We start from the raw sequence: 16798 nt of genomic DNA, 5'->3' as shown, positions 1-16798 counted from the left end.
GAGGCCAAAAAATAGCGGCCTATCATAGCTCACGCCTGACCAAATGAAAAACCATGTGGTGACTTCACCTCATTTGAATCAAACCGGCCCCAAAAATAGCGGTCTATCTGTGCATAGCCCACGCCTGACCAAATGAAAAACCGTGCTGACAATTGATCCCGCATGAAACCGTCTGTCAGCAAAAATAGCGGTCTACCTGTGCATAGCTCACGCCTGACCAAATGAAAAACCATGTGGTGACTTCACCCCATTTGAATCAAACCGGCCCCAAAAATAGCGGTCTATCTGCGCCTAGCTCCCGTCCTATTACACGAAAGCCGGCTCTCTTTACTCAACGTCCAGCGGGATCTTCTGGCTGGCGGGCACCCGTTCGAGCTGCCAGTTGGCAATGCCCCAACCGATGATCTCGTCGATCCGGCTCGCCATCAGCTCGGGGGGCGGACACTGGCCGAGGAAGTGCAGTGCCTGCCACAGGGCTGGTCGCACCTCATCCAGCGCCAGTGCCGGCGCATGGTTCTGCTTCGACAACTTGTTGCCATCGGCCAGCACCACCAGCGGCAGATGCACCCAGTCAGGCACCGGCGCCCCCAGGGTCTGGTAGAGCGCAATCTGGCGCACCGTCGGCTCCAGCAGATCGGCGCCGCGCACTATCTCGGTGATGCCGCTGTCCATGTCGTCCACCACGACCGCCAGGTTGTAGGCGTAGAGGCCATCACGGCGGCGGATAATGAAATCCTCTTCGGCCAGCGCCGCTGGCACATCGATATGGCCCTGCAACCGGTCCTCGAAGTGGTAGACCGGCTGGTGCTGGCGCAACCGGGCGGCGCAACCCGCTGCAGTCAGCCCAAGGGTGCGACAGTGGCCACTATAAAGTCCCCCCGCAGCCATGATTTCCCGGCGGGTACAGCGGCACCAGTAGATATCACCCGCCTGATAGAGCTGGTCGATGATCTGGTCATAGCGGTCGTGGCGATCGCTTTGGTACATCACTTCCCCGTCCCACTCCAGGCCGTATGCCTCCAGCGTGTGGAGGATCAGGCCCGCGGCCCCCGCAATCTCGCGCGGCGGATCAATATCTTCAATCCGCACCAGCCAGCGCCCCTGCTGCACTCTGGCCTGCAAAAAACTGCCGAGTGCCGCAATCAGCGAGCCGAAGTGAAGCGGGCCTGAGGGTGAGGGGGCGAAGCGACCGACATAGGGGCGTATGCGGGGTAAGGACGTGGTATTCACTGACATGGCTGTTCGGGTAAGCAATACATTGAGGCTGCATTCTGGGGGCCACCCGCCAAAAGCTCAATAAAAAAGGGAGCCTGCGAGCTCCCTTTTTTATCTGTCAGAGGGGCGGGATCAACCGGCCATCTGTTTTTCCTTGATCTCGGCCAGCGTCTTGCAGTCGACACAAAGGTCGGCGGTAGGACGGGCTTCAAGACGACGGATACCAATTTCGATACCGCAATGCTCGCAGTAACCAAAATCATCGTCTTCAAGCAACACCAAGGTCTTCTCGATCTTCTTGATCAATTTGCGCTCACGATCCCGGGTACGCAACTCGAGAGCAAACTCTTCTTCTTGCGCGGCACGATCTACCGGATCCGGAAAGTTAGCGGCTTCATCTTTCATATGATCAACTGTGCGATCAACTTCCTGCATCAGTTGATTACGCCAGGCGCCCAAGATCTTGCGAAAATGCGTCTTTTGTTTGTCATTCATGTACTCCTCACCCGGCTGGACTTGGTAAGGCTCGACACCCGCAATCGCCAGGGGGCCCAGAGATTTTCTGCTTTCGCCTGTTGGCATGCCCTGTCTCCTAATTCAACACGCTACACGTGCCATCCATAAATTGAGGGCGACATCTATAGCAGAAGGGTAACGGGTAAGCAAACGAGCCGTACCAATAATGTTACCTAATCCTATATTTATCCACATCCCTCGGATCACAAGTGGCCAGATTCAAACGGAATAAAATTCTGAGCCACCATGCCGTAGACCCCAACATGGGGCCGATAGCATAAAATTTCAACCCCGGCTGCTATTGACTGCTCAATTAGCAGACTATAGTGCGGATCTATATGGGTTGCAGGGCGCATCCGGGTTATTCCGGAGTGCAACACCATAAATAACAGCACAGCCCTGTGGCCTGCCGCTTTCATCGCCATCAATTCACGCAAGTGCTTGGCACCACGGGCAGTGACCGCATCAGGGAAGTAACCCATGCCAGCCCCTTCCCGCTCGTCGAGCAGGGTCACCGATTTTACCTCGATGTAACAATTGCCCTTCTCGTCATCTTCCAGCAGCAGATCGATGCGACTGTTCTCTTCGCCATACTTCACCTCGGTGCGCAACCGGCTGTAACCCGCCAGCGGGGCTAGCGCCTGCTGCTCGATAAGCTCTCGGGCAATCTGGTTGGCGCGGGCGGTATTGACGCAGATAAAGTGGCCCGCCGGACTCTCGGCGATCTCCCAGCTGTTGGGCAGCTTGCGCTTGGGATTGTCGGAGGTGGAGTACCAGACCCGGGTGCCCGGCTCGGCGCAGCCGGTCATGGCGCCGGTATTGGCGCAGTGAATGGTGATCAGCTCACCGTTATCAAGTTGCACATCGGTCAGAAACCGCTTGTAGCGTGAAATAAGCTGACCGGATTGCAATGGCGGATCAAACTTCATGCACTTACCTTCTCTCTGGTGCGAAGCGGCCAGCAGGCGAGCGGCTGGTAGCGCACTCCGTCCGGGGTCGAGATCGATTGATAGAGGCAGAACTCATCGGCCTGCAGCAGAAAATTTGGGGCTGGCAGGGTAGCCGGCGCCTCACCCGCCTTACGCGACAAGGTGACGTGGGGGCGATAACCCTGCTCGCCATTGCCAAGACGCAGCTTCTCGCCGTGGCGGCGCAACGCCCGGGCCAATACGCTCAGCTCGTTGGGCCACTCTTTCGGGCCGATCCAGGCGGCCTTGGCCCGGCTGAACCAGCCGCTCTCATCCAGCCTGATGGCGAGCGGCGGGCAGTGTTGGTGTTCAACAGCGGCAATGAGACGCCGAGTGGTCAGCTCGTCCGCCTCGCCCAGAAAAGCCAGGGTCAGATGGAGGTTAACTTGCGGCACCGGCTGACCGGGCCAGGGCTGCTGATCGCGCCAGCCGATAAGCTCGGGGGCGAGCGCCTTGATGGGCAGGGCAAAGAAGAGTTTTGCCATATCGATGAGAGTACCTCTTTAACGCTCACTGGATGGCCTCATTCTATGACAGCTATCCGGCCGTGTCTCGCCACCTGCCCGACTAGCCAGCCTGTCACATCCACTCACGGTGGCGCGGCTGGCTGTGGCAGAATAGGCGCCGATTTCCCGCTCGTCACAGAAGGTTCCCATCGCTTTGTCCCAGCTCCCCATCGTTTCGGTCTTGCCCGAACTTTTTGCCGCCCTCGACAGCCACAGCAGCGTGATCCTGCAGGCGCCCCCCGGCGCGGGCAAATCGACCCTGCTGCCGCTGGAGCTGGTACGCCAGAACCGGCTGCCCGGCCGCATCATCATGCTGGAGCCAAGGCGGCTGGCGGCGCGCAATATCGCCAGCTTTCTGGCACGCCAGCTGGGGGAGAAGGTGGGCGAACGCATTGGCTTGCGGGTCCGTGGCGAAAGCCGCACCAGTGGCCAGACCCGGCTCGAGATAGTGACCGAGGGGGTGCTGACCCGGATGCTGCAGCAAGACCCCGAGCTGACCGGTGTCTCGCTGGTGATCTTCGATGAGTTCCACGAACGCAGTCTGCACGCCGATACCGCGCTGGCCTTCGCCATCGAGAGCCAGCAAGGGCTGCGCGATGACCTCAAGCTCTTGGTGATGTCCGCTACTCTGGATGGCATGGCGCTCGAGCGCCTGTTGCCGGATGCCCCGGTAATCCGTTCCGAGGGACGCGGTTTTCCCATCGACTACCACTACCGCCCCGCCAACCGCCAGCAGTGGCTGGATCCGCAAGTCGGCGCCGTGGTGCTGGAGGCGCTGGCCGCCCACCGCGGCAGCCTGCTGGTGTTTCTGCCGGGACAGGGGGAGATCGAGCGGTTGGCGCAATGGTTGGCAGACAAGCTGCCGGACGACGTGACTCTCGCTCCCCTCTACGGCCGCCTCGACATGGCGGCCCAGCAGGCAGCCATCGAACCGGCGCCTGCCGGCCGCCGTAAGCTGGTGCTCACCACCAATGTGGCGGAGACCTCCCTCACCATCGAGGGGATCTCGGTGGTGATCGACAGCGGGCTGGAGCGGCGCGCCTCCTTTGATCTGAAAAGCGGCGTCACCCGACTGGAGACCCGCCAGATAGCCAAATCCTCCGCCACCCAACGGGCAGGGCGTGCCGGCCGTCTCGGCCCCGGCGTCTGCTACCGGCTCTGGAGCAGCGAAGTGCAGGAGCGGCTCGCCGAGCAGAGCCCGCCAGATATTCTCACTCAGGAGCTGACCGGCCTGCTGCAGGACGCCGCCCAGTGGGGCGCCAAGGTAGAAGATCTGCCGCTGCTAGACATGCCCCCCGCCGCTGCGGTGGCCAGCGCCCAGCGGCTGCTGGTGGCCCTTGGCGCCATGAAGCCGGAAGGTGAACAACAACTTACTCCCGCTGGCCGCGCCATGGCCGCCTTCGGTACCCACCCTCGCCTCGCCCGCATGCTGCTGCGCGCCCGCGAGCTGGAGTCCGAGGGTCTGACAGGGATTGTCGCCGATGCCGCATATCTGGTGGCGTTGCAAGAAGAAGATCTGCGAGGATCGGAGCGCCTCTCGGTGCTGTTCCAACGCCGTCAAAGTGCCCTGCGTCAGGGGGCGGCCCGCTGGTTTGAACGGCTTGGCGCCCGCCCTGCCAATGCACAGGGTCAGTGGTTGGGGCTGCTCTGCGCCCTCGCCTGGCCGGATCGCATCGGCAAGCTGCGCAGCGGCAGTCGCTATCAACTCAGTGGTGGGGTGAGCTGCGATCTGGTAGAAGGTCATCCATGTCAGGGACAAGCGGCCCTGATCGCCATCGAGATGGGGCAGAACGATCGCGGCAGCCGCATCTTTATCGCCGAACCGGTCGAGCTGGACGAGCTAGTACGCCTGCTGCCGGAACTGGTGAGCGAACGGCAGTGGTTCGACTGGGATGAACGGGAAGAGCGGGTGCGCGCCGAACGCCAGCTGGTGTTAGGCGAACTGGTGCTGAGCCAGCGACCGCTGACCGAACTCTCTGACGAGCAGAAAGGACGCTGCCTGCTGCAAGGCATTCGCCGCAAGGGGCTGCATGTGCTGCCCTGGGACGAGAGCAGCGAAGGACTGCTGGCCCGTTTGCGCTGCGCCCGCGACTGGCTGCCCGATGAGGGGTGGCCCGCCATGGATAACGACAGCCTGTTGGCCGGACTGGAACAGTGGCTGCTGCCAGCGGTAAGCGGCATGACCCGGCTGGAGCAGCTGAAAAAGCTCAATCTGGGCGACATTCTGCGCCAATCCCTGCCCTGGCCGCTGCCCAAGCGACTGGACGAGGCGCTGCCGAGCCACTTTGCTGCGCCGACCGGCAGCCGGGTGCGGATCCGATATGAGCCGGGGCAGGCACCGGTGATCCCGGTGCGCATTCAGGAGATGTTCGGGCAAGGTTCGACCCCCTGCGTGGCCGATGGTCGGGTGCCGCTGGTGGTGGAGTTGCTCTCCCCCGCCCAGCGGCCGCTGCAGATCACCGCCGATCTGGCCGCCTTCTGGGCTGGCTCCTACGAACAGGTGAAGAAAGAGATGAAGGGGCGCTATCCCCGCCACTACTGGCCGGACAATCCGCTGGACGCGATGCCGACCAAGGTCATCAAGAAGAAGATGGGCATATAGGTTCGATGGGTTAAGCCCGATCGGACGTTCGCGAATGCGACATAACAAGTAGAAAGGAAAGCAAAGAGGATTTATGGCAACCCAACGACGCAAGAGCCCCCCCAAGAAGGCCGCTCCCAAACGCACCATCTGGCGCAAGCTGTTCTGGCTTGGCTTCAAGCTCTCCCTGGTGGTGGCGGCCTTTATGGTGGTATTCGGCATCTATCTGGATACCAAGGTGCGCGAGCGCTTCGATGGCGAGAAGTGGCAACTGCCGGTGATGGTCTACAGCCGCCCGCTGGAGCTCTACCCCAGCCAGCGACTCTCTCAGGCCCAAATGCTGCGCGAACTCAACATGCTGAGCTACAAGCAGGTGCGTCAGCCCCATACCCCCGGCGAATACAGCATCAATGGCAACCGTATCGAGCTTATTCGCCGCCCGTTCCAGTTCTATGACGGGGCCGATGGCGCCCGTGGCCTGCGCCTCACCTTCAACGGTCCGCGTCTTGAAGGGATCCAGTCGCTGGAGAACCAGCGCCAGCTCGGTTACGCCCAGATGGACCCGGTGCTGCTCGATCGCCTCAACACCGAGGATCGGGAAGATCGCCTGCTGGTCCGCCTCGCCGAGGTGCCCGATAGCCTGCTGGTGACCCTGCTCACCACCGAGGATCGCGACTTCTACCAGCATGGCGGCGTCTCGCCGGTGGCCATCATCCGCGCCATGGCAGCAAACCTGCTGGCGGGCCGCACCGTGCAAGGGGGCAGCACCCTCACCCAGCAGCTGGCCAAAAACTTCTTCCTGACCCGCGAGCGCAGCCTGTGGCGCAAACTGCAGGAAGCCTACATGGCGGTGCTGATCGACTATCGCTACAGCAAGGACGAGATCCTCGAGTCCTACCTCAATGAGGTCTATCTGGGGCAGAACTTCTCGCAAGGGGTCTACGGCTTCGGCCTCGCCTCCTACTTCTATTTCGGTATTCCGGCCAACGAGCTGGATATCGATCAGGTCGCCCTGCTGGTGGGGCTGGTGAAGGGCCCCTCCTATTACGATCCCTGGCGTTTCCCGGAGCGGGCCAAAACCCGCCGCGATCTGGTGCTGAAACTGCTGATGGATCACGGCAGCCTGCAACCGGCCGAGTATGATCTGGCCAGCCGCCAGCCGCTTGGCATCATCGCCCGTGGCCAGATGAGTTATGGCCGTACCCCGGCCTTTATGGGGCTGCTCAAGCGGGAGATCCAGAGCCGCTTTGGAGCCGATCTGCTCAAACAGTCTGGCCTCAAGATCTTCACCAGCCTCGACCCTATCGCCCAGCATGCGGCCGAGCAGGCGGTCGAGTTCGGCCTGCGCGATATCGAGAAGCTGCGTGGCAAAAAACGCCTCGAAGCCGCCATGGTGGTCTCTGACTGGCATAAAGGGGAAGTGGTGGCACTGGTCGGAGGCCGGGATCCCCGTTACGCCGGTTTCAACCGGGCGCTGGATGCCCGCCGCCAGATTGGATCCTTGGTCAAACCGGCGGTCTATCTGACTGGCCTCTCTAACGGTCTGACCCTGGCGACCCCACTCAAGGACCAGCCGATCCGCATTCGCGGTCAGGATGGTCAGATCTGGACACCACAAAACTACGATCGCAAGTTCCGCCAAAGCGTGCCGCTAATGGATGCTCTGGCCAGCTCCCTCAACGTGCCGACCGTCAATCTGGGTCTGCAGGTGGGGTTGGAGAAGGTGGTAGATACCCTGCACAAACTGGGAGTCCAGCAGGAGATCCAGCCCTATCCATCGCTGGTGCTGGGGGCGGTCGCCCTCTCCCCGATGGAGGTGAACCAGATGTATCTGCCCATCGCCAATCAGGGGCTGACCCAGCCGCTGTCGGCCATTCGCGCCGTGGTCAATGGGGATGGTGCCCTGCTCTATCAGCATGATCAGACCGCCAAGCGGGTCACCGACCAGCAAGCAAGCTGGTTGACCCTGTTCGCCATGACCAAGACGGTGAGTCAGGGCACGGCGCGCGCGCTGAGTGCCAAGTTCCCCGGTGCCACCATGGCCGCCAAGACCGGCACCACCAACGAACTGCGCGACTCCTGGTTCGCCGGGTTGGACAACAACGAGCTGGTCAGCATCTGGGTCGGTCGCGATGACAACACTCCGGCTGGCTTGACCGGTGCCAGCGGCGCATTGCAACTCTTTAGCGGCTACATGAGCCAGCGCGGCGTCAACAGTCTGGGGCTAAAGATGCCGGAAGGGGTCAGCTGGGCCAACTTCTCCCGCGCCAGCGGTACCCACGTCACCAACGGCTGTCCGGGCAGCCTGCAAGTACCGGCCAAGACCGCCACCATGGGATCACCGGCCGGTTGTGCCAGCAGCTCACCGCGCAGTGCACTGGATGACCTGCTCGGTAGTTTCTTCAACTAAATCAACCGGACGGGTAGCACAGGCTGCCCGTTCAGTATGCTGCTGACAAGGAAGCACCATGACCTTTCCGCTGTTTGACGCCATCCACCATGTGGCCATCATCGCCAGCGATTACCAACGCTCGCGCCACTTCTACCACCAGGTGCTGGGGCTGCCCATCATCGCCGAGACCCTGCGTGAGGCGCGCCAGTCGTGGAAACTGGATCTGGCGTTGCCGGATGGCAGCCAGCTGGAGCTGTTCAGCTTCCCAATCACCCCCAGCCGCCCCTCTACGCCCGAAGCCTGCGGCCTGCGCCATCTCGCCTTTCGGGTCAGCGATCTAGACCGGGTCATCGCCCATCTGCTGACTCATCAGGTGGTGGTAGAGCCGGTACGGGTGGACGAGCTGACCGGCAAGCGCTTCACCTTCTTCGCCGACCCCGACGGCCTGCCGCTGGAGCTCTACGAAGCGCCACGCTGAGTCTGCGTCAGCCAAACAATCGGCCAAATCATCGGCCAAACAAAAAGCCGCCCGGCGAACCGGGCGGCTTTTTCATTGATAAAGCGTTATCAGGCGGTGGTCAGCATGGCGACGGCCAGCGCCATCACCATCATGCCAGCCCAGCCGATAGGCTTGAGTCGCTCACGGAAGATGAGCAAACCACCCAGTGCGGTACCCAGAATACCGATGGCACCCCAGGTGGCGTAGGCCACGGCCAGGTCAATCTTGCCACTGCTCACCACTTCGGAGAGCAGGGTAAATGCGCCGAGTACCAGCATAATCCCCAGCACGCCCCACCCTTTGTAGCGAAACCCCCGCGAGCGGTTGATCGCCATATTGGCACCGATATCCAGCAGGGCCGCGCCAAACACGATAATTAACGGGTGCATACCGCCTCCTTCGCATTAGTTGTTTCACTGCTGGTCACCGGGTCGTCATGGGTTTCTCCCATGGTCACCATAACAATACCCACTATTGCCAGTGCCAGACCGATCAGCTCCTGAGCGTTCAGGTTGTAATCGAGGAACAGCACAGAGACGACGGTGATCAGTGCAATCCCCAGCCCCTCCCACAACGCGAACGCAATACCAATGGAGATTGTTTTGGCGGCTTTGGCCAGTAACAGGTAAGAGATCGAGATCAGTACCCACATCGGCAGGTAGTTCATCCATCCCGCGGCATCCTCGGGGATCATCGCCATACTGGATGTCCCCGCCACCTCGGTGATGATGGCTCCCGTCAAAAATATCCGCGCTAAAAGCATGCGACTGATTAACATATGTTTTCCTTTAATTGCTGCGACGGGAGAGATGATAGCCGCAGTGGTAGCGCGGGCAGGAATCGCTGAGCGTCGAGTTATCAGACGCTGATGGTTTGCCTTGCTATCAGAGGTCGGGCTAAGGTGGTGCTAGAACACTCCGTCCTGACACATCATCATGAAGCTCTATCAGATAGAACTCTTTGTAGAATCAGCCAACAGTGGCTCCATCGCCAGTACAGCCCGGCGTCTTGGCAAGAGCCGCAGCGCCGTCAGTACTGCCATCGCGGCTCTTGAAGTCGAGCTTGGCGTCGAACTTTTTGAACGCGGCGCCAACCAGAGTCGGCTGACCGAGATCGGCGAGCTGGTGCTGGATGACTGCACCCGCCTGTTGCAGGCGGCCAACAGCCTGCAACAGAAGTGCGAGCATTACGCGTCGGGGGCCGAGGTGGCACTGCGGATCGCCCGCGATGATGCCATCCCCGAACAGGTGTGGCGCGAGCTGCTGGCCGCCTTGCGCAGCCAGTTTCCCGGTACCAGCATCTCGCTGGTACTCGCCTCCCCGCCCGAACTGCCCGCGCTGGTGGAAGAGGGCTTCGTCGATGCCGCTTTTGGCCTCATCACCGAGGATCAGGAGCGCAGCGGCCTCAATATCGACGTGCTCAACCCGATCCGCACCCTGATGGTGGTGGCCCCCAGCCATCCGCTGGCCAGCCTGAAGCGGGTGCTGCAGCAGGATCTGACCGAGCATACCCAGGTCACCCTCTCCTATGTGGATGAATTTTCTGTCAAAAGCCTGCTGCCGGTTGGCGGCAAGCATATCGGGCTCTCCAGCTTCGAGCTGATGCGTAATGCGGTACTGGACGGGCTGGGCTGGGCGGTGCTCCCCTCGCCACTGATCCAGAGCCAGCTGCGACAGGGCTCCCTGTTGACCCTGAAACACAAGTTCAGCCTGCAGTGGCGGGACTATGGCGTCTATCTGGCGGAAAATGCCTATCACGGCAAGGTGTTGGCCTGGTTGAAGAAGTCTATCCAGGGGTATCTGGAACCTTTCGAGTAGAGATAAAGAGGTGGAGCCAGCTCACGATATAGACGTATCTTGGTGATCCCGCGAGGGGTGATCATGCATACTGTCAATATACTCATTGAACGCCTGGAGGCGGACCCGATATGAGCAGTGCCCAAGACAAGGACGACATCTGGCTGGACGACGATATCATCGAACTCGACGATGACGAGGTCGTGGTCCCCAAGGCACTCAATCCATGGCAAGTACTGATCGTCGATGACGAGCCAGACATTCATCACGCCACTCGCCTGGCCCTCTCCAACATTCACTACAAATCCCGCCCGCTGGAGCTACTCAATGCCTACAGCGGCACCGAAGCTGGCCGCATGCTGGAGGCCAATCCCAAAATTGCGCTGATCCTGCTCGATGTGGTGATGGAGACCGAAGATGCCGGTCTGCGGCTGGTGCACCGGATCCGCAACGAGATGCACAACTCGCTGGTGCGCATCGTGCTGCGTACCGGCCAGCCCGGCCAGGCCCCCGAGCAACGGGTGATCCTCGATTACGACATCAACGACTACAAAACCAAGACCGAACTGACGGTACAAAAGCTCTTTACCACCGTCATCGCCTCTCTGCGCTCTTACGAAACCCTCAGCGCCATCGATAAAAGTCGCCAGGGACTCGGCAAAATTCTGGAGGGGGCGGGCGATCTCTATCACCTTCATTCGCTCAAGGAGTTTGCCTCCGGCGTACTGAAACAGATCAGCGCCATTCTCGATGTGGGCACCGAGGGGGCGATCTGCGCCGAGCGCCGTCCCGGCGAGCTGGGGCTGGAGATCCTGGCAGCCACCGGTGACTACGAGACCTTATTGGACGATGGCAAGATTGCCGACTTTCCCTCCCTCAACGACTCGGTGAGCAAGGCCTTGGCGGCGCGCTGTAACCGTTTTGAGCATCCGCAGGACTCCCTCTATATCGCCGCCCAGAATGGGCGTGAGTTTGTGCTGAGTTTCACCCCGACCCAGCCTCTTGACCCACTCGAGTGCGACCTGCTGGATGTCTTCTGCCAGCGCATCTCGGCAGCATACGACAATCTCTATCTCTACAATCAGTTGCTGCGCGCCCAGGAGGCCACCGTGGTAGCACTGGCCGCGTTGGCAGAATTTCGCGACTCTGACACTGGCGATCACGTATTGCGAGTACAAAAACTCTCCGATGCACTGGTGGAAGAGCTGCAACAGATGGCAGCCTATCCCGAGCAGCTGACCCCGGAGTTTGTCGAGATGATTGGCATGGCCTCCATCCTGCACGATGTGGGCAAGGTGGGGACGCCCGACCATATTCTGCACAAGCCGGGGCGATTTGATCCGCCCGAGCGAGTCATCATGGAACAACACGCCGGTATTGGTGCCGATATCCTGCACAAGGCGGGGGAGATGGTGGAGGGAACCAGTTATCTCTCGCTGGGGGCCGAAATCGCCCGTGGCCACCATGAACATTTCGATGGCAAGGGCTATCCACAACAGTTAGCTGGCCAGCAAATTCCTCTCTCGGCCCGCATCGTGGCGGTGGTCGATGTATTCGATGCCCTGCTCAGCAAGCGCCCCTACAAGGAGCCCTGGACGCTGGCGCAAACCATGGAATATATCCAGTCCCGCTCCGGCAGCCAGTTTGATCCCCAGATAGTGGCAGCCCTGTCGCGACTGGTTGACGAGTCGCGGCTCCCCTACTCGCTTTGACTCTGCATGGAGGCACCATGGCGGAAATATCCCGATCTCTGCCACGGTGCCCCACGGGCCATTGTTGCATTTTGCAGACACCTCATAAGTGCAAAGCACACATCACCCGTTTCTGATGACCACAATCACTGCTGACATGTGGTCATTTAACATCACATCGCTATAATATCGCCCTGCAAACCTGATACTAACAACGAAGGAAAAATCATGAGCCTGAACCTGGTACCGGCTGGCAAGAGCCTGCCCGACGATATCTATGTCATCATCGAGATCCCGCAGAATGCCGACCCGATCAAATACGAAGTCGACAAAGACAGCGGCGCAATTTTCGTCGATCGCTTCATGTCCACCCCGATGTTCTATCCGTGCAACTACGGCTACGTGAACGCGACCCTCTCTCTGGATGGTGACCCTGTCGACGTACTGGTTCCGACCCCTTACCCGCTGCTGGCTGGCTCTGTCATCCGCTGCCGCCCGGTCGGCGTACTGAAGATGACCGACGAGTCTGGCGAAGATGCCAAGATCGTTGCCGTGCCGCACTCCAAGCTGACCAAGCAGTACGACCACATCAAGGATGTGAACGATCTGCCGGAACTGCTGAAAGCCCAGATCCAGCACTTCTTCGAGCGCTACAAAGAGCTGGAAGCAGGTAAATGGGTCAAGGTTGAAGGTTGGGGCGACAAGGCTGCCGCCGAAGCCGAGATCATCACCTCTGCCGAGCGTTACGCTGCCAAGTAAGCGCTGCTCGGGATGAAAAAAAGGCGCCTTATGGCGCCTTTTTTGTGGGTGTTTGCGGCAACGTTCCGGTTGTTTCTCCGGCAGGATTGCCCTGAATATATATTTCACGGCCATCTTTCTGGTAGGGGCGATAGTAGTCGCCACCGCAGCGATAACCACCGCCCGGTTGGCTCATCAGCTCGCAATTGACCGGCAGTACCTCCAGCCACTTGATTGCCTGCTGATAGCGCAACCACTCCTGCCATTGGTGTTCGCGCGCCAGTTGATCGCGCAACGCAAAGGTATCCCCAATAGACAGTCCCTGGTTAACGATCACCTGACCCGCCATGGCTGGCAGGCTGAGTAACCCCCACACCACTATGATCCAAGGCTTCATGTTCCCTCCTCGGTGACTTAATTTCACAATTAAATTAAAAGTGACATCAATCTGTTATCCAGATCACAAAACGAAACTTCACCAAAGTGCTGCCAGCTCACCTAGTTGTTAATTATCGTCCACGGCAGGAAGCATCACCATGAAGCCGATCCCGACCCTGTTGCTCAGCCTCACTCTCGGCACTGCGCTTGGCGCCACTGCTAATGCCAACGAGATAAACATGAGCTGGCAGTGGCAATCCACCGATGGTCAGCGCAAGCATTTCCAGCTGACCACTGACGATCAGGTGATTGCGGCCAGTCGTCACGAAATGAGCCTGCTGGACGCCTCCCTCAGCAATCCGCTGGAGACCCTCTACGCCTACATCAGCCCGCGGCTCTACAACAGCATTAACCTGATCAATCAGAGCAGCCCGGAGACCGCCACCAAGTTTCGCAATCTGGAGCAGGCATTCACTCTGCGAGACGACAGCACGGAATCAATACTGTTTTGGCAAGCCTATCAGCAGTATCAGGAAGATGCTTTTTACCAGATGAAAGTGGTGCCCTGCGTCCATCCCAGCAATCGCAAGTTGCCTTGCGTACGACCCGATTATTCCCAGCTCTTCTACCACTTCAAGGGCCATCTCAAACCGCTGGCCCAGCAGTTTGCCGCTAAAGATCTCAGCACCAGCGTCAGCCTGCTGCAGGAGTGGTTGAACGCCATACCGACCCAACCAGAACAGCTGAGTCAATTCGCATCGCCACTGCAAGCCCTGCAGGACAACAAAGCCGACAGCGACGAAAAGGCGCTGTTGATGGCCAGCCTGCTGGCGGAATTGGCCCCGCAATATGTGCTCAGCATCATTTATCCGAACATCAGCATCGGCAGCGTCTCCCCTGCCTGGCTCGCCATTACGGCAGATAGTGGCGTACCCGGTGATGTGGTGGTGATCAATAATCAGCGCCATGTGCTGCTGACCGGCTCGTCCCTGCTGGCCCAGCAGATGACCATGGCCAAGATCCCGCTCATCAGCGAGTCGCTCTACTGACCCAGACACCTCAGACCAGCAGCCAATTCATTGATTTTTATCGATGTCATGCCATCCTAGCCGCCCTTGCCAGCCAACCTCCTGACTGGCGGGGCGCAGACGCTTCTGAATTGCGATCTTATTTAACACTTTTTAAACAGATCCGATCAGTTTAGGATGAAGCTCGCCCATTCCCTCAATCCGAAACTCGTTATAACATAACAAATGGAGTGTCATCAGGATGAAACATCTGGTACTTACTTTGGCGCTGCTGCCATCTCTGGTCTTTGCTCACAACTTCAAGGATGGCAACCCGGTGCCGCTGGTCAATGTCAGTGACAAGGGTGAGCTGGTACTCAGCGGCAAGGATATCGGCTACCAGCCGTGGCAGAGCCAGTCGCTCACTGGCAAGGTGTTCATGATCCAGCATATTGCGGGTCGCTCCAGTGCCAAGGAGCTGAACGCCCCGATGATCGAGGCGATCAAGGCGGCCAAACTGCCGCAGGACAAGTACCAGACCGTCACCATCATCAACAGCAATGACGCCATCTGGGGCACCTCCGGCTTCGTGAAGAGCAGTGCCGAGGACAGCAAGAAAGAGTTCCCCTGGTCCGCCATGGTGCTGGATGCCAAGGGCATGGCGCGCAACGCCTGGGATCTGATGCCGGAAAGCTCGGCGATCATCCTGCTGGATAAAGAGGGCAAGGTGCTGTTTGCCAAAGATGGCCAGCTCGATGCCAACAACATTACTACCGTGATGGGGCTCATCAAGTCCCATCTCTAAGTCAGAGAGAAAGGGCGCTGATGGCGCCCTTTCCATAAGGGTCTATGGGTCGTATCAAGCTGAAAATCTGGATCTTGCTGCTGGGCTGGTTATGGCTGCAGCCTGCCCTTGCCCGGCATCAGCTTGAATCCGCCCTGCCCGGCCACGACGACCATCACTGTCTGGTTTGCGCCCTCCATCTGGATGGCAAACAAGTCATCACCGCCACCCCCTATTGCTTCCCCAGTGCGACTGCTGTTCTGCCCGTTGTTGCAAGCACGCAACGTTCGGCGGATACCGCCACGCTTCACACCTATGCCATCCGTGCACCGCCATCCCCTGCTTTTCTCTATCCCTTTGTTTAATTTCGCTATTTGTTTTGAAAAAGGATTAAAGATGAAAGCAGTTACTCTGTTACTGACCGCTGCGGCCTTTGGCGCACACGCAAATCACGACGAACACGAGAGCCACAGCCACGGCGCCCATGAACACGGCCACGGCCACCTCAATCTGGTGGTCGATGGCAACCAGCTGATGATCGAGCTACAAGCCCCTGCGGCCGATCTGGTGGGCTTCGAGCACACAGCCAAGAGCGCTGAAGAGAAGGCGCAATACGCCAAGGCTATGGCTCAACTCAAGCAGCCAGACGCCCTGTTCCGCCTCGACCCGGCCGCTGGCTGCAAGCTGACCCAGCAAGAGCTGCAAGCCGCCAAAGAAGAGCATGATCACGACCATGACCATGACCATGACCATGACAAGGCTGCCAGCGACGAGCATGAACACCACCATGATCATGACGAAGCGGGTCACGCCGATATGGGCGCCATGTACACCTACACCTGCGCCACTCCGGCCAAACTCACCGGCCTTGAGGCGACCCTGTTCAGTGTCTATCCGAGCCTTGCGAAGCTGAGCGTGCAGGGGATCCTGCCCACCGGCCAGACCGCTGGCGAGCTGACCCCGTCCGCCAACAAGCTGAGCTGGTAACACCATGAAAAAAGCCGTGGTTGAGATCCGCGATCTGGCCTTTGCCTGGCCGGGTCATGAAGTTGTACTCGATCTGCCCGCCCTCACCATCAACGAGGGTGAGCGGGTCTTTATCAAGGGGCCATCGGGCTCCGGCAAGTCGACCCTGCTCGGGTTGCTGGCCGGGATCCAGACCGCCAACCACGGCACCCTGGAGGTGCTGGGCCAACCATTGGCCCGGCTCTCTGGCCGTGCCCGTGACCACTTCCGGGCGGCCAATCTGGGTTATATCTTCCAGCAGTTCAATCTGCTGCCCTTTCTCTCGGTGCAGGACAACGTCACCGCGGCCCTCACCTTCTCCCCCGAAAAGCGGGCCCGCCTGCAGGGCAGTCCGGAGCAGGAGGCCCGCCGTCTGCTGGCGGAGCTGCAACTGCCGGATGAAGCGCTGCACCGCCCCGTTCATGCCCTCAGCATCGGCCAGCAACAGCGGGTTGCCGCCGCGCGGGCATTGATCGGCTCACCGCCACTGGTGATCGCCGACGAGCCCACCTCGGCCCTCGATACCGACAACCGGGCGGCCTTTATCAAGCTGTTGTTCGAGGAGTGCGAGAAGCAGGGCTCGACCCTGATCTTCGTCAGCCATGACCCCTATCTCGAGCCCCTGTTTCCACGGGTTGAAAATCTGCAACAGCTCAACAGGAAGGCATCATGCTGATCACCGTTCAACACTGCATCTCCCTGATGAGCAACATGCGCCCCCA

Annotated in this window: 18 protein-coding genes; 11 read left to right on the top strand and 7 right to left on the bottom strand. The window is 59.7% G+C overall.

Translation table 11 applies throughout. The features are described 5' to 3' along the window. Positions 1 to 327: 327 nt before the first annotated feature. The 4 genes from gluQRS to thpR form a co-directional block, all read right to left on the bottom strand. On the bottom strand, positions 328 to 1236 hold the full coding sequence (gene gluQRS, locus BN1135_RS18245; RefSeq protein WP_042023557.1) for a tRNA glutamyl-Q(34) synthetase GluQRS: 909 nt from the start codon (positions 1234 to 1236) through the stop codon (positions 328 to 330). A 111-nt stretch (positions 1237 to 1347) separates the two neighbouring features. Then, complete coding sequence (gene dksA, locus BN1135_RS18240; RefSeq protein ID WP_042023554.1) at positions 1348 to 1797, bottom strand: RNA polymerase-binding protein DksA; 450 nt, start codon at positions 1795 to 1797, stop codon at positions 1348 to 1350. Positions 1798 to 1934: 137 nt separating this feature from the next. Next, positions 1935 to 2660 carry a DNA/RNA nuclease SfsA gene (gene sfsA / locus BN1135_RS18235; RefSeq protein WP_042023551.1) on the bottom strand — a complete coding sequence of 242 codons (726 nt, stop codon included), beginning with the start codon at positions 2658 to 2660 and terminating at the stop codon, positions 1935 to 1937. Continuing rightward, positions 2657 to 3184, bottom strand: coding sequence for an RNA 2',3'-cyclic phosphodiesterase (gene thpR / locus BN1135_RS18230; protein ID WP_042023549.1), 528 nt, complete (start codon positions 3182 to 3184; stop codon positions 2657 to 2659). The genes sfsA and thpR overlap by 4 nt, the downstream gene beginning before the upstream one ends. A gap of 175 nt (positions 3185 to 3359) precedes the next feature. Here thpR and hrpB point away from each other — a divergent pair, with 175 nt between their 5' ends. From hrpB to gloA2, 3 genes are all read left to right on the top strand, one after another. After that, positions 3360 to 5807: an ATP-dependent helicase HrpB gene (gene hrpB / locus BN1135_RS18225; RefSeq protein WP_042023548.1), complete on the top strand. Its 2448-nt coding sequence runs from the start codon at positions 3360 to 3362 to the stop codon at positions 5805 to 5807. 73 nt (positions 5808 to 5880) lie between these two features. Next, the gene (gene mrcB, locus BN1135_RS18220; protein ID WP_042023546.1) at positions 5881 to 8196 is read left to right on the top strand and encodes a penicillin-binding protein 1B; all 2316 of its coding nucleotides are present in this window, start codon (positions 5881 to 5883) and stop codon (positions 8194 to 8196) included. 58 nt (positions 8197 to 8254) lie between these two features. Further along, a complete protein-coding gene (gene gloA2 / locus BN1135_RS18215) occupies positions 8255 to 8656 on the top strand; it encodes an SMU1112c/YaeR family gloxylase I-like metalloprotein (RefSeq protein WP_042023544.1) in 402 nt (133 codons plus the stop codon). Between the two features lie 89 nt (positions 8657 to 8745). On the opposite strand, the gene BN1135_RS18210 is transcribed toward gloA2, so the two are convergent. Together BN1135_RS18210 and BN1135_RS18205 are read right to left on the bottom strand one after the other, a co-directional pair. Further along, positions 8746 to 9066, bottom strand: coding sequence for an SMR family transporter (locus BN1135_RS18210; RefSeq protein ID WP_042023541.1), 321 nt, complete (start codon positions 9064 to 9066; stop codon positions 8746 to 8748). Continuing rightward, the gene (locus BN1135_RS18205) at positions 9054 to 9455 is read right to left on the bottom strand and encodes an SMR family transporter (RefSeq protein WP_082186841.1); all 402 of its coding nucleotides are present in this window, start codon (positions 9453 to 9455) and stop codon (positions 9054 to 9056) included. Before BN1135_RS18205 ends, BN1135_RS18210 begins: the two co-directional genes overlap by 13 nt. A 157-nt stretch (positions 9456 to 9612) precedes the next feature. Between BN1135_RS18205 and BN1135_RS18200 the strand changes: the two genes are divergently transcribed. The 3 genes from BN1135_RS18200 to ppa all read left to right on the top strand — a co-directional run bounded on the left by BN1135_RS18200 (position 9613) and on the right by ppa (position 12923). Further along, positions 9613 to 10494, top strand: coding sequence for a LysR family transcriptional regulator (locus BN1135_RS18200; RefSeq protein WP_042023540.1), 882 nt, complete (start codon positions 9613 to 9615; stop codon positions 10492 to 10494). 110 nt (positions 10495 to 10604) lie between these two features. Next, positions 10605 to 12185, top strand: coding sequence for a DUF3369 domain-containing protein (locus tag BN1135_RS18195; RefSeq protein WP_042023539.1), 1581 nt, complete (start codon positions 10605 to 10607; stop codon positions 12183 to 12185). Positions 12186 to 12392: 207 nt separating this feature from the next. Beyond that, a complete protein-coding gene (ppa, locus tag BN1135_RS18190) occupies positions 12393 to 12923 on the top strand; it encodes an inorganic diphosphatase (protein WP_042023537.1) in 531 nt (176 codons plus the stop codon). Positions 12924 to 12951: 28 nt separating this feature from the next. Here ppa and BN1135_RS18185 read toward each other — a convergent pair whose 3' ends face one another. Beyond that, on the bottom strand, positions 12952 to 13299 hold the full coding sequence (locus BN1135_RS18185; RefSeq protein WP_042023536.1) for a hypothetical protein: 348 nt from the start codon (positions 13297 to 13299) through the stop codon (positions 12952 to 12954). A gap of 139 nt (positions 13300 to 13438) precedes the next feature. On the opposite strand from BN1135_RS18185, the gene BN1135_RS18180 reads away from it, so the two are divergent. From BN1135_RS18180 to BN1135_RS18160, 5 genes are all read left to right on the top strand, one after another. Beyond that, positions 13439 to 14329: a hypothetical protein gene (locus BN1135_RS18180; RefSeq protein WP_042023534.1), complete on the top strand. Its 891-nt coding sequence runs from the start codon at positions 13439 to 13441 to the stop codon at positions 14327 to 14329. A gap of 220 nt (positions 14330 to 14549) precedes the next feature. Then, a complete protein-coding gene (locus BN1135_RS18175; RefSeq protein ID WP_042023532.1) occupies positions 14550 to 15092 on the top strand; it encodes a YtfJ family protein in 543 nt (180 codons plus the stop codon). Positions 15093 to 15136: 44 nt separating this feature from the next. Then, positions 15137 to 15436 carry a DUF2607 family protein gene (locus BN1135_RS18170; RefSeq protein ID WP_042023529.1) on the top strand — a complete coding sequence of 100 codons (300 nt, stop codon included), beginning with the start codon at positions 15137 to 15139 and terminating at the stop codon, positions 15434 to 15436. 31 nt (positions 15437 to 15467) lie between these two features. Continuing rightward, positions 15468 to 16058 (top strand): DUF2796 domain-containing protein, encoded by a 591-nt coding sequence (locus tag BN1135_RS18165; protein WP_042023526.1) that lies wholly within the window; start codon positions 15468 to 15470, stop codon positions 16056 to 16058. A 4-nt stretch (positions 16059 to 16062) separates the two neighbouring features. After that, positions 16063 to 16752 (top strand): ABC transporter ATP-binding protein, encoded by a 690-nt coding sequence (locus BN1135_RS18160; protein ID WP_042023523.1) that lies wholly within the window; start codon positions 16063 to 16065, stop codon positions 16750 to 16752. Positions 16753 to 16798 lie beyond the last annotated feature (46 nt).

The sequence above is a fragment of the Aeromonas sobria genome (genome assembly GCF_000820145.1).
Classification (GTDB): domain Bacteria; phylum Pseudomonadota; class Gammaproteobacteria; order Enterobacterales; family Aeromonadaceae; genus Aeromonas; species Aeromonas sobria.
Note: the sequence above shows the minus strand (reverse complement) of the source record. Positions and strands in the feature narration are given on the sequence as shown.

Excerpts from the sequence above, each read along its gene's own strand:
- gluQRS (WP_042023557.1), bottom strand. The coding sequence starts at position 1,236 with ATGTCAGTGAATACCACGTCCTTACCCCGCATACGCCCCTATGTCGGT.
- dksA (WP_042023554.1), bottom strand. The coding sequence starts at position 1,797 with ATGCCAACAGGCGAAAGCAGAAAATCTCTGGGCCCCCTGGCGATTGCG.
- sfsA (WP_042023551.1), bottom strand. The coding sequence starts at position 2,660 with ATGAAGTTTGATCCGCCATTGCAATCCGGTCAGCTTATTTCACGCTAC.
- thpR (WP_042023549.1), bottom strand. The coding sequence starts at position 3,184 with ATGGCAAAACTCTTCTTTGCCCTGCCCATCAAGGCGCTCGCCCCCGAG.
- mrcB (WP_042023546.1), top strand. The coding sequence starts at position 5,881 with ATGGCAACCCAACGACGCAAGAGCCCCCCCAAGAAGGCCGCTCCCAAA.
- gloA2 (WP_042023544.1), top strand. The coding sequence starts at position 8,255 with ATGACCTTTCCGCTGTTTGACGCCATCCACCATGTGGCCATCATCGCC.
- BN1135_RS18210 (WP_042023541.1), bottom strand. The coding sequence starts at position 9,066 with ATGCACCCGTTAATTATCGTGTTTGGCGCGGCCCTGCTGGATATCGGT.
- BN1135_RS18205 (WP_082186841.1), bottom strand. The coding sequence starts at position 9,455 with ATGTTAATCAGTCGCATGCTTTTAGCGCGGATATTTTTGACGGGAGCC.
- BN1135_RS18200 (WP_042023540.1), top strand. The coding sequence starts at position 9,613 with ATGAAGCTCTATCAGATAGAACTCTTTGTAGAATCAGCCAACAGTGGC.
- BN1135_RS18195 (WP_042023539.1), top strand. The coding sequence starts at position 10,605 with ATGAGCAGTGCCCAAGACAAGGACGACATCTGGCTGGACGACGATATC.
- ppa (WP_042023537.1), top strand. The coding sequence starts at position 12,393 with ATGAGCCTGAACCTGGTACCGGCTGGCAAGAGCCTGCCCGACGATATC.
- BN1135_RS18185 (WP_042023536.1), bottom strand. The coding sequence starts at position 13,299 with ATGAAGCCTTGGATCATAGTGGTGTGGGGGTTACTCAGCCTGCCAGCC.
- BN1135_RS18180 (WP_042023534.1), top strand. The coding sequence starts at position 13,439 with ATGAAGCCGATCCCGACCCTGTTGCTCAGCCTCACTCTCGGCACTGCG.
- BN1135_RS18175 (WP_042023532.1), top strand. The coding sequence starts at position 14,550 with ATGAAACATCTGGTACTTACTTTGGCGCTGCTGCCATCTCTGGTCTTT.
- BN1135_RS18170 (WP_042023529.1), top strand. The coding sequence starts at position 15,137 with ATGGGTCGTATCAAGCTGAAAATCTGGATCTTGCTGCTGGGCTGGTTA.
- BN1135_RS18165 (WP_042023526.1), top strand. The coding sequence starts at position 15,468 with ATGAAAGCAGTTACTCTGTTACTGACCGCTGCGGCCTTTGGCGCACAC.
- BN1135_RS18160 (WP_042023523.1), top strand. The coding sequence starts at position 16,063 with ATGAAAAAAGCCGTGGTTGAGATCCGCGATCTGGCCTTTGCCTGGCCG.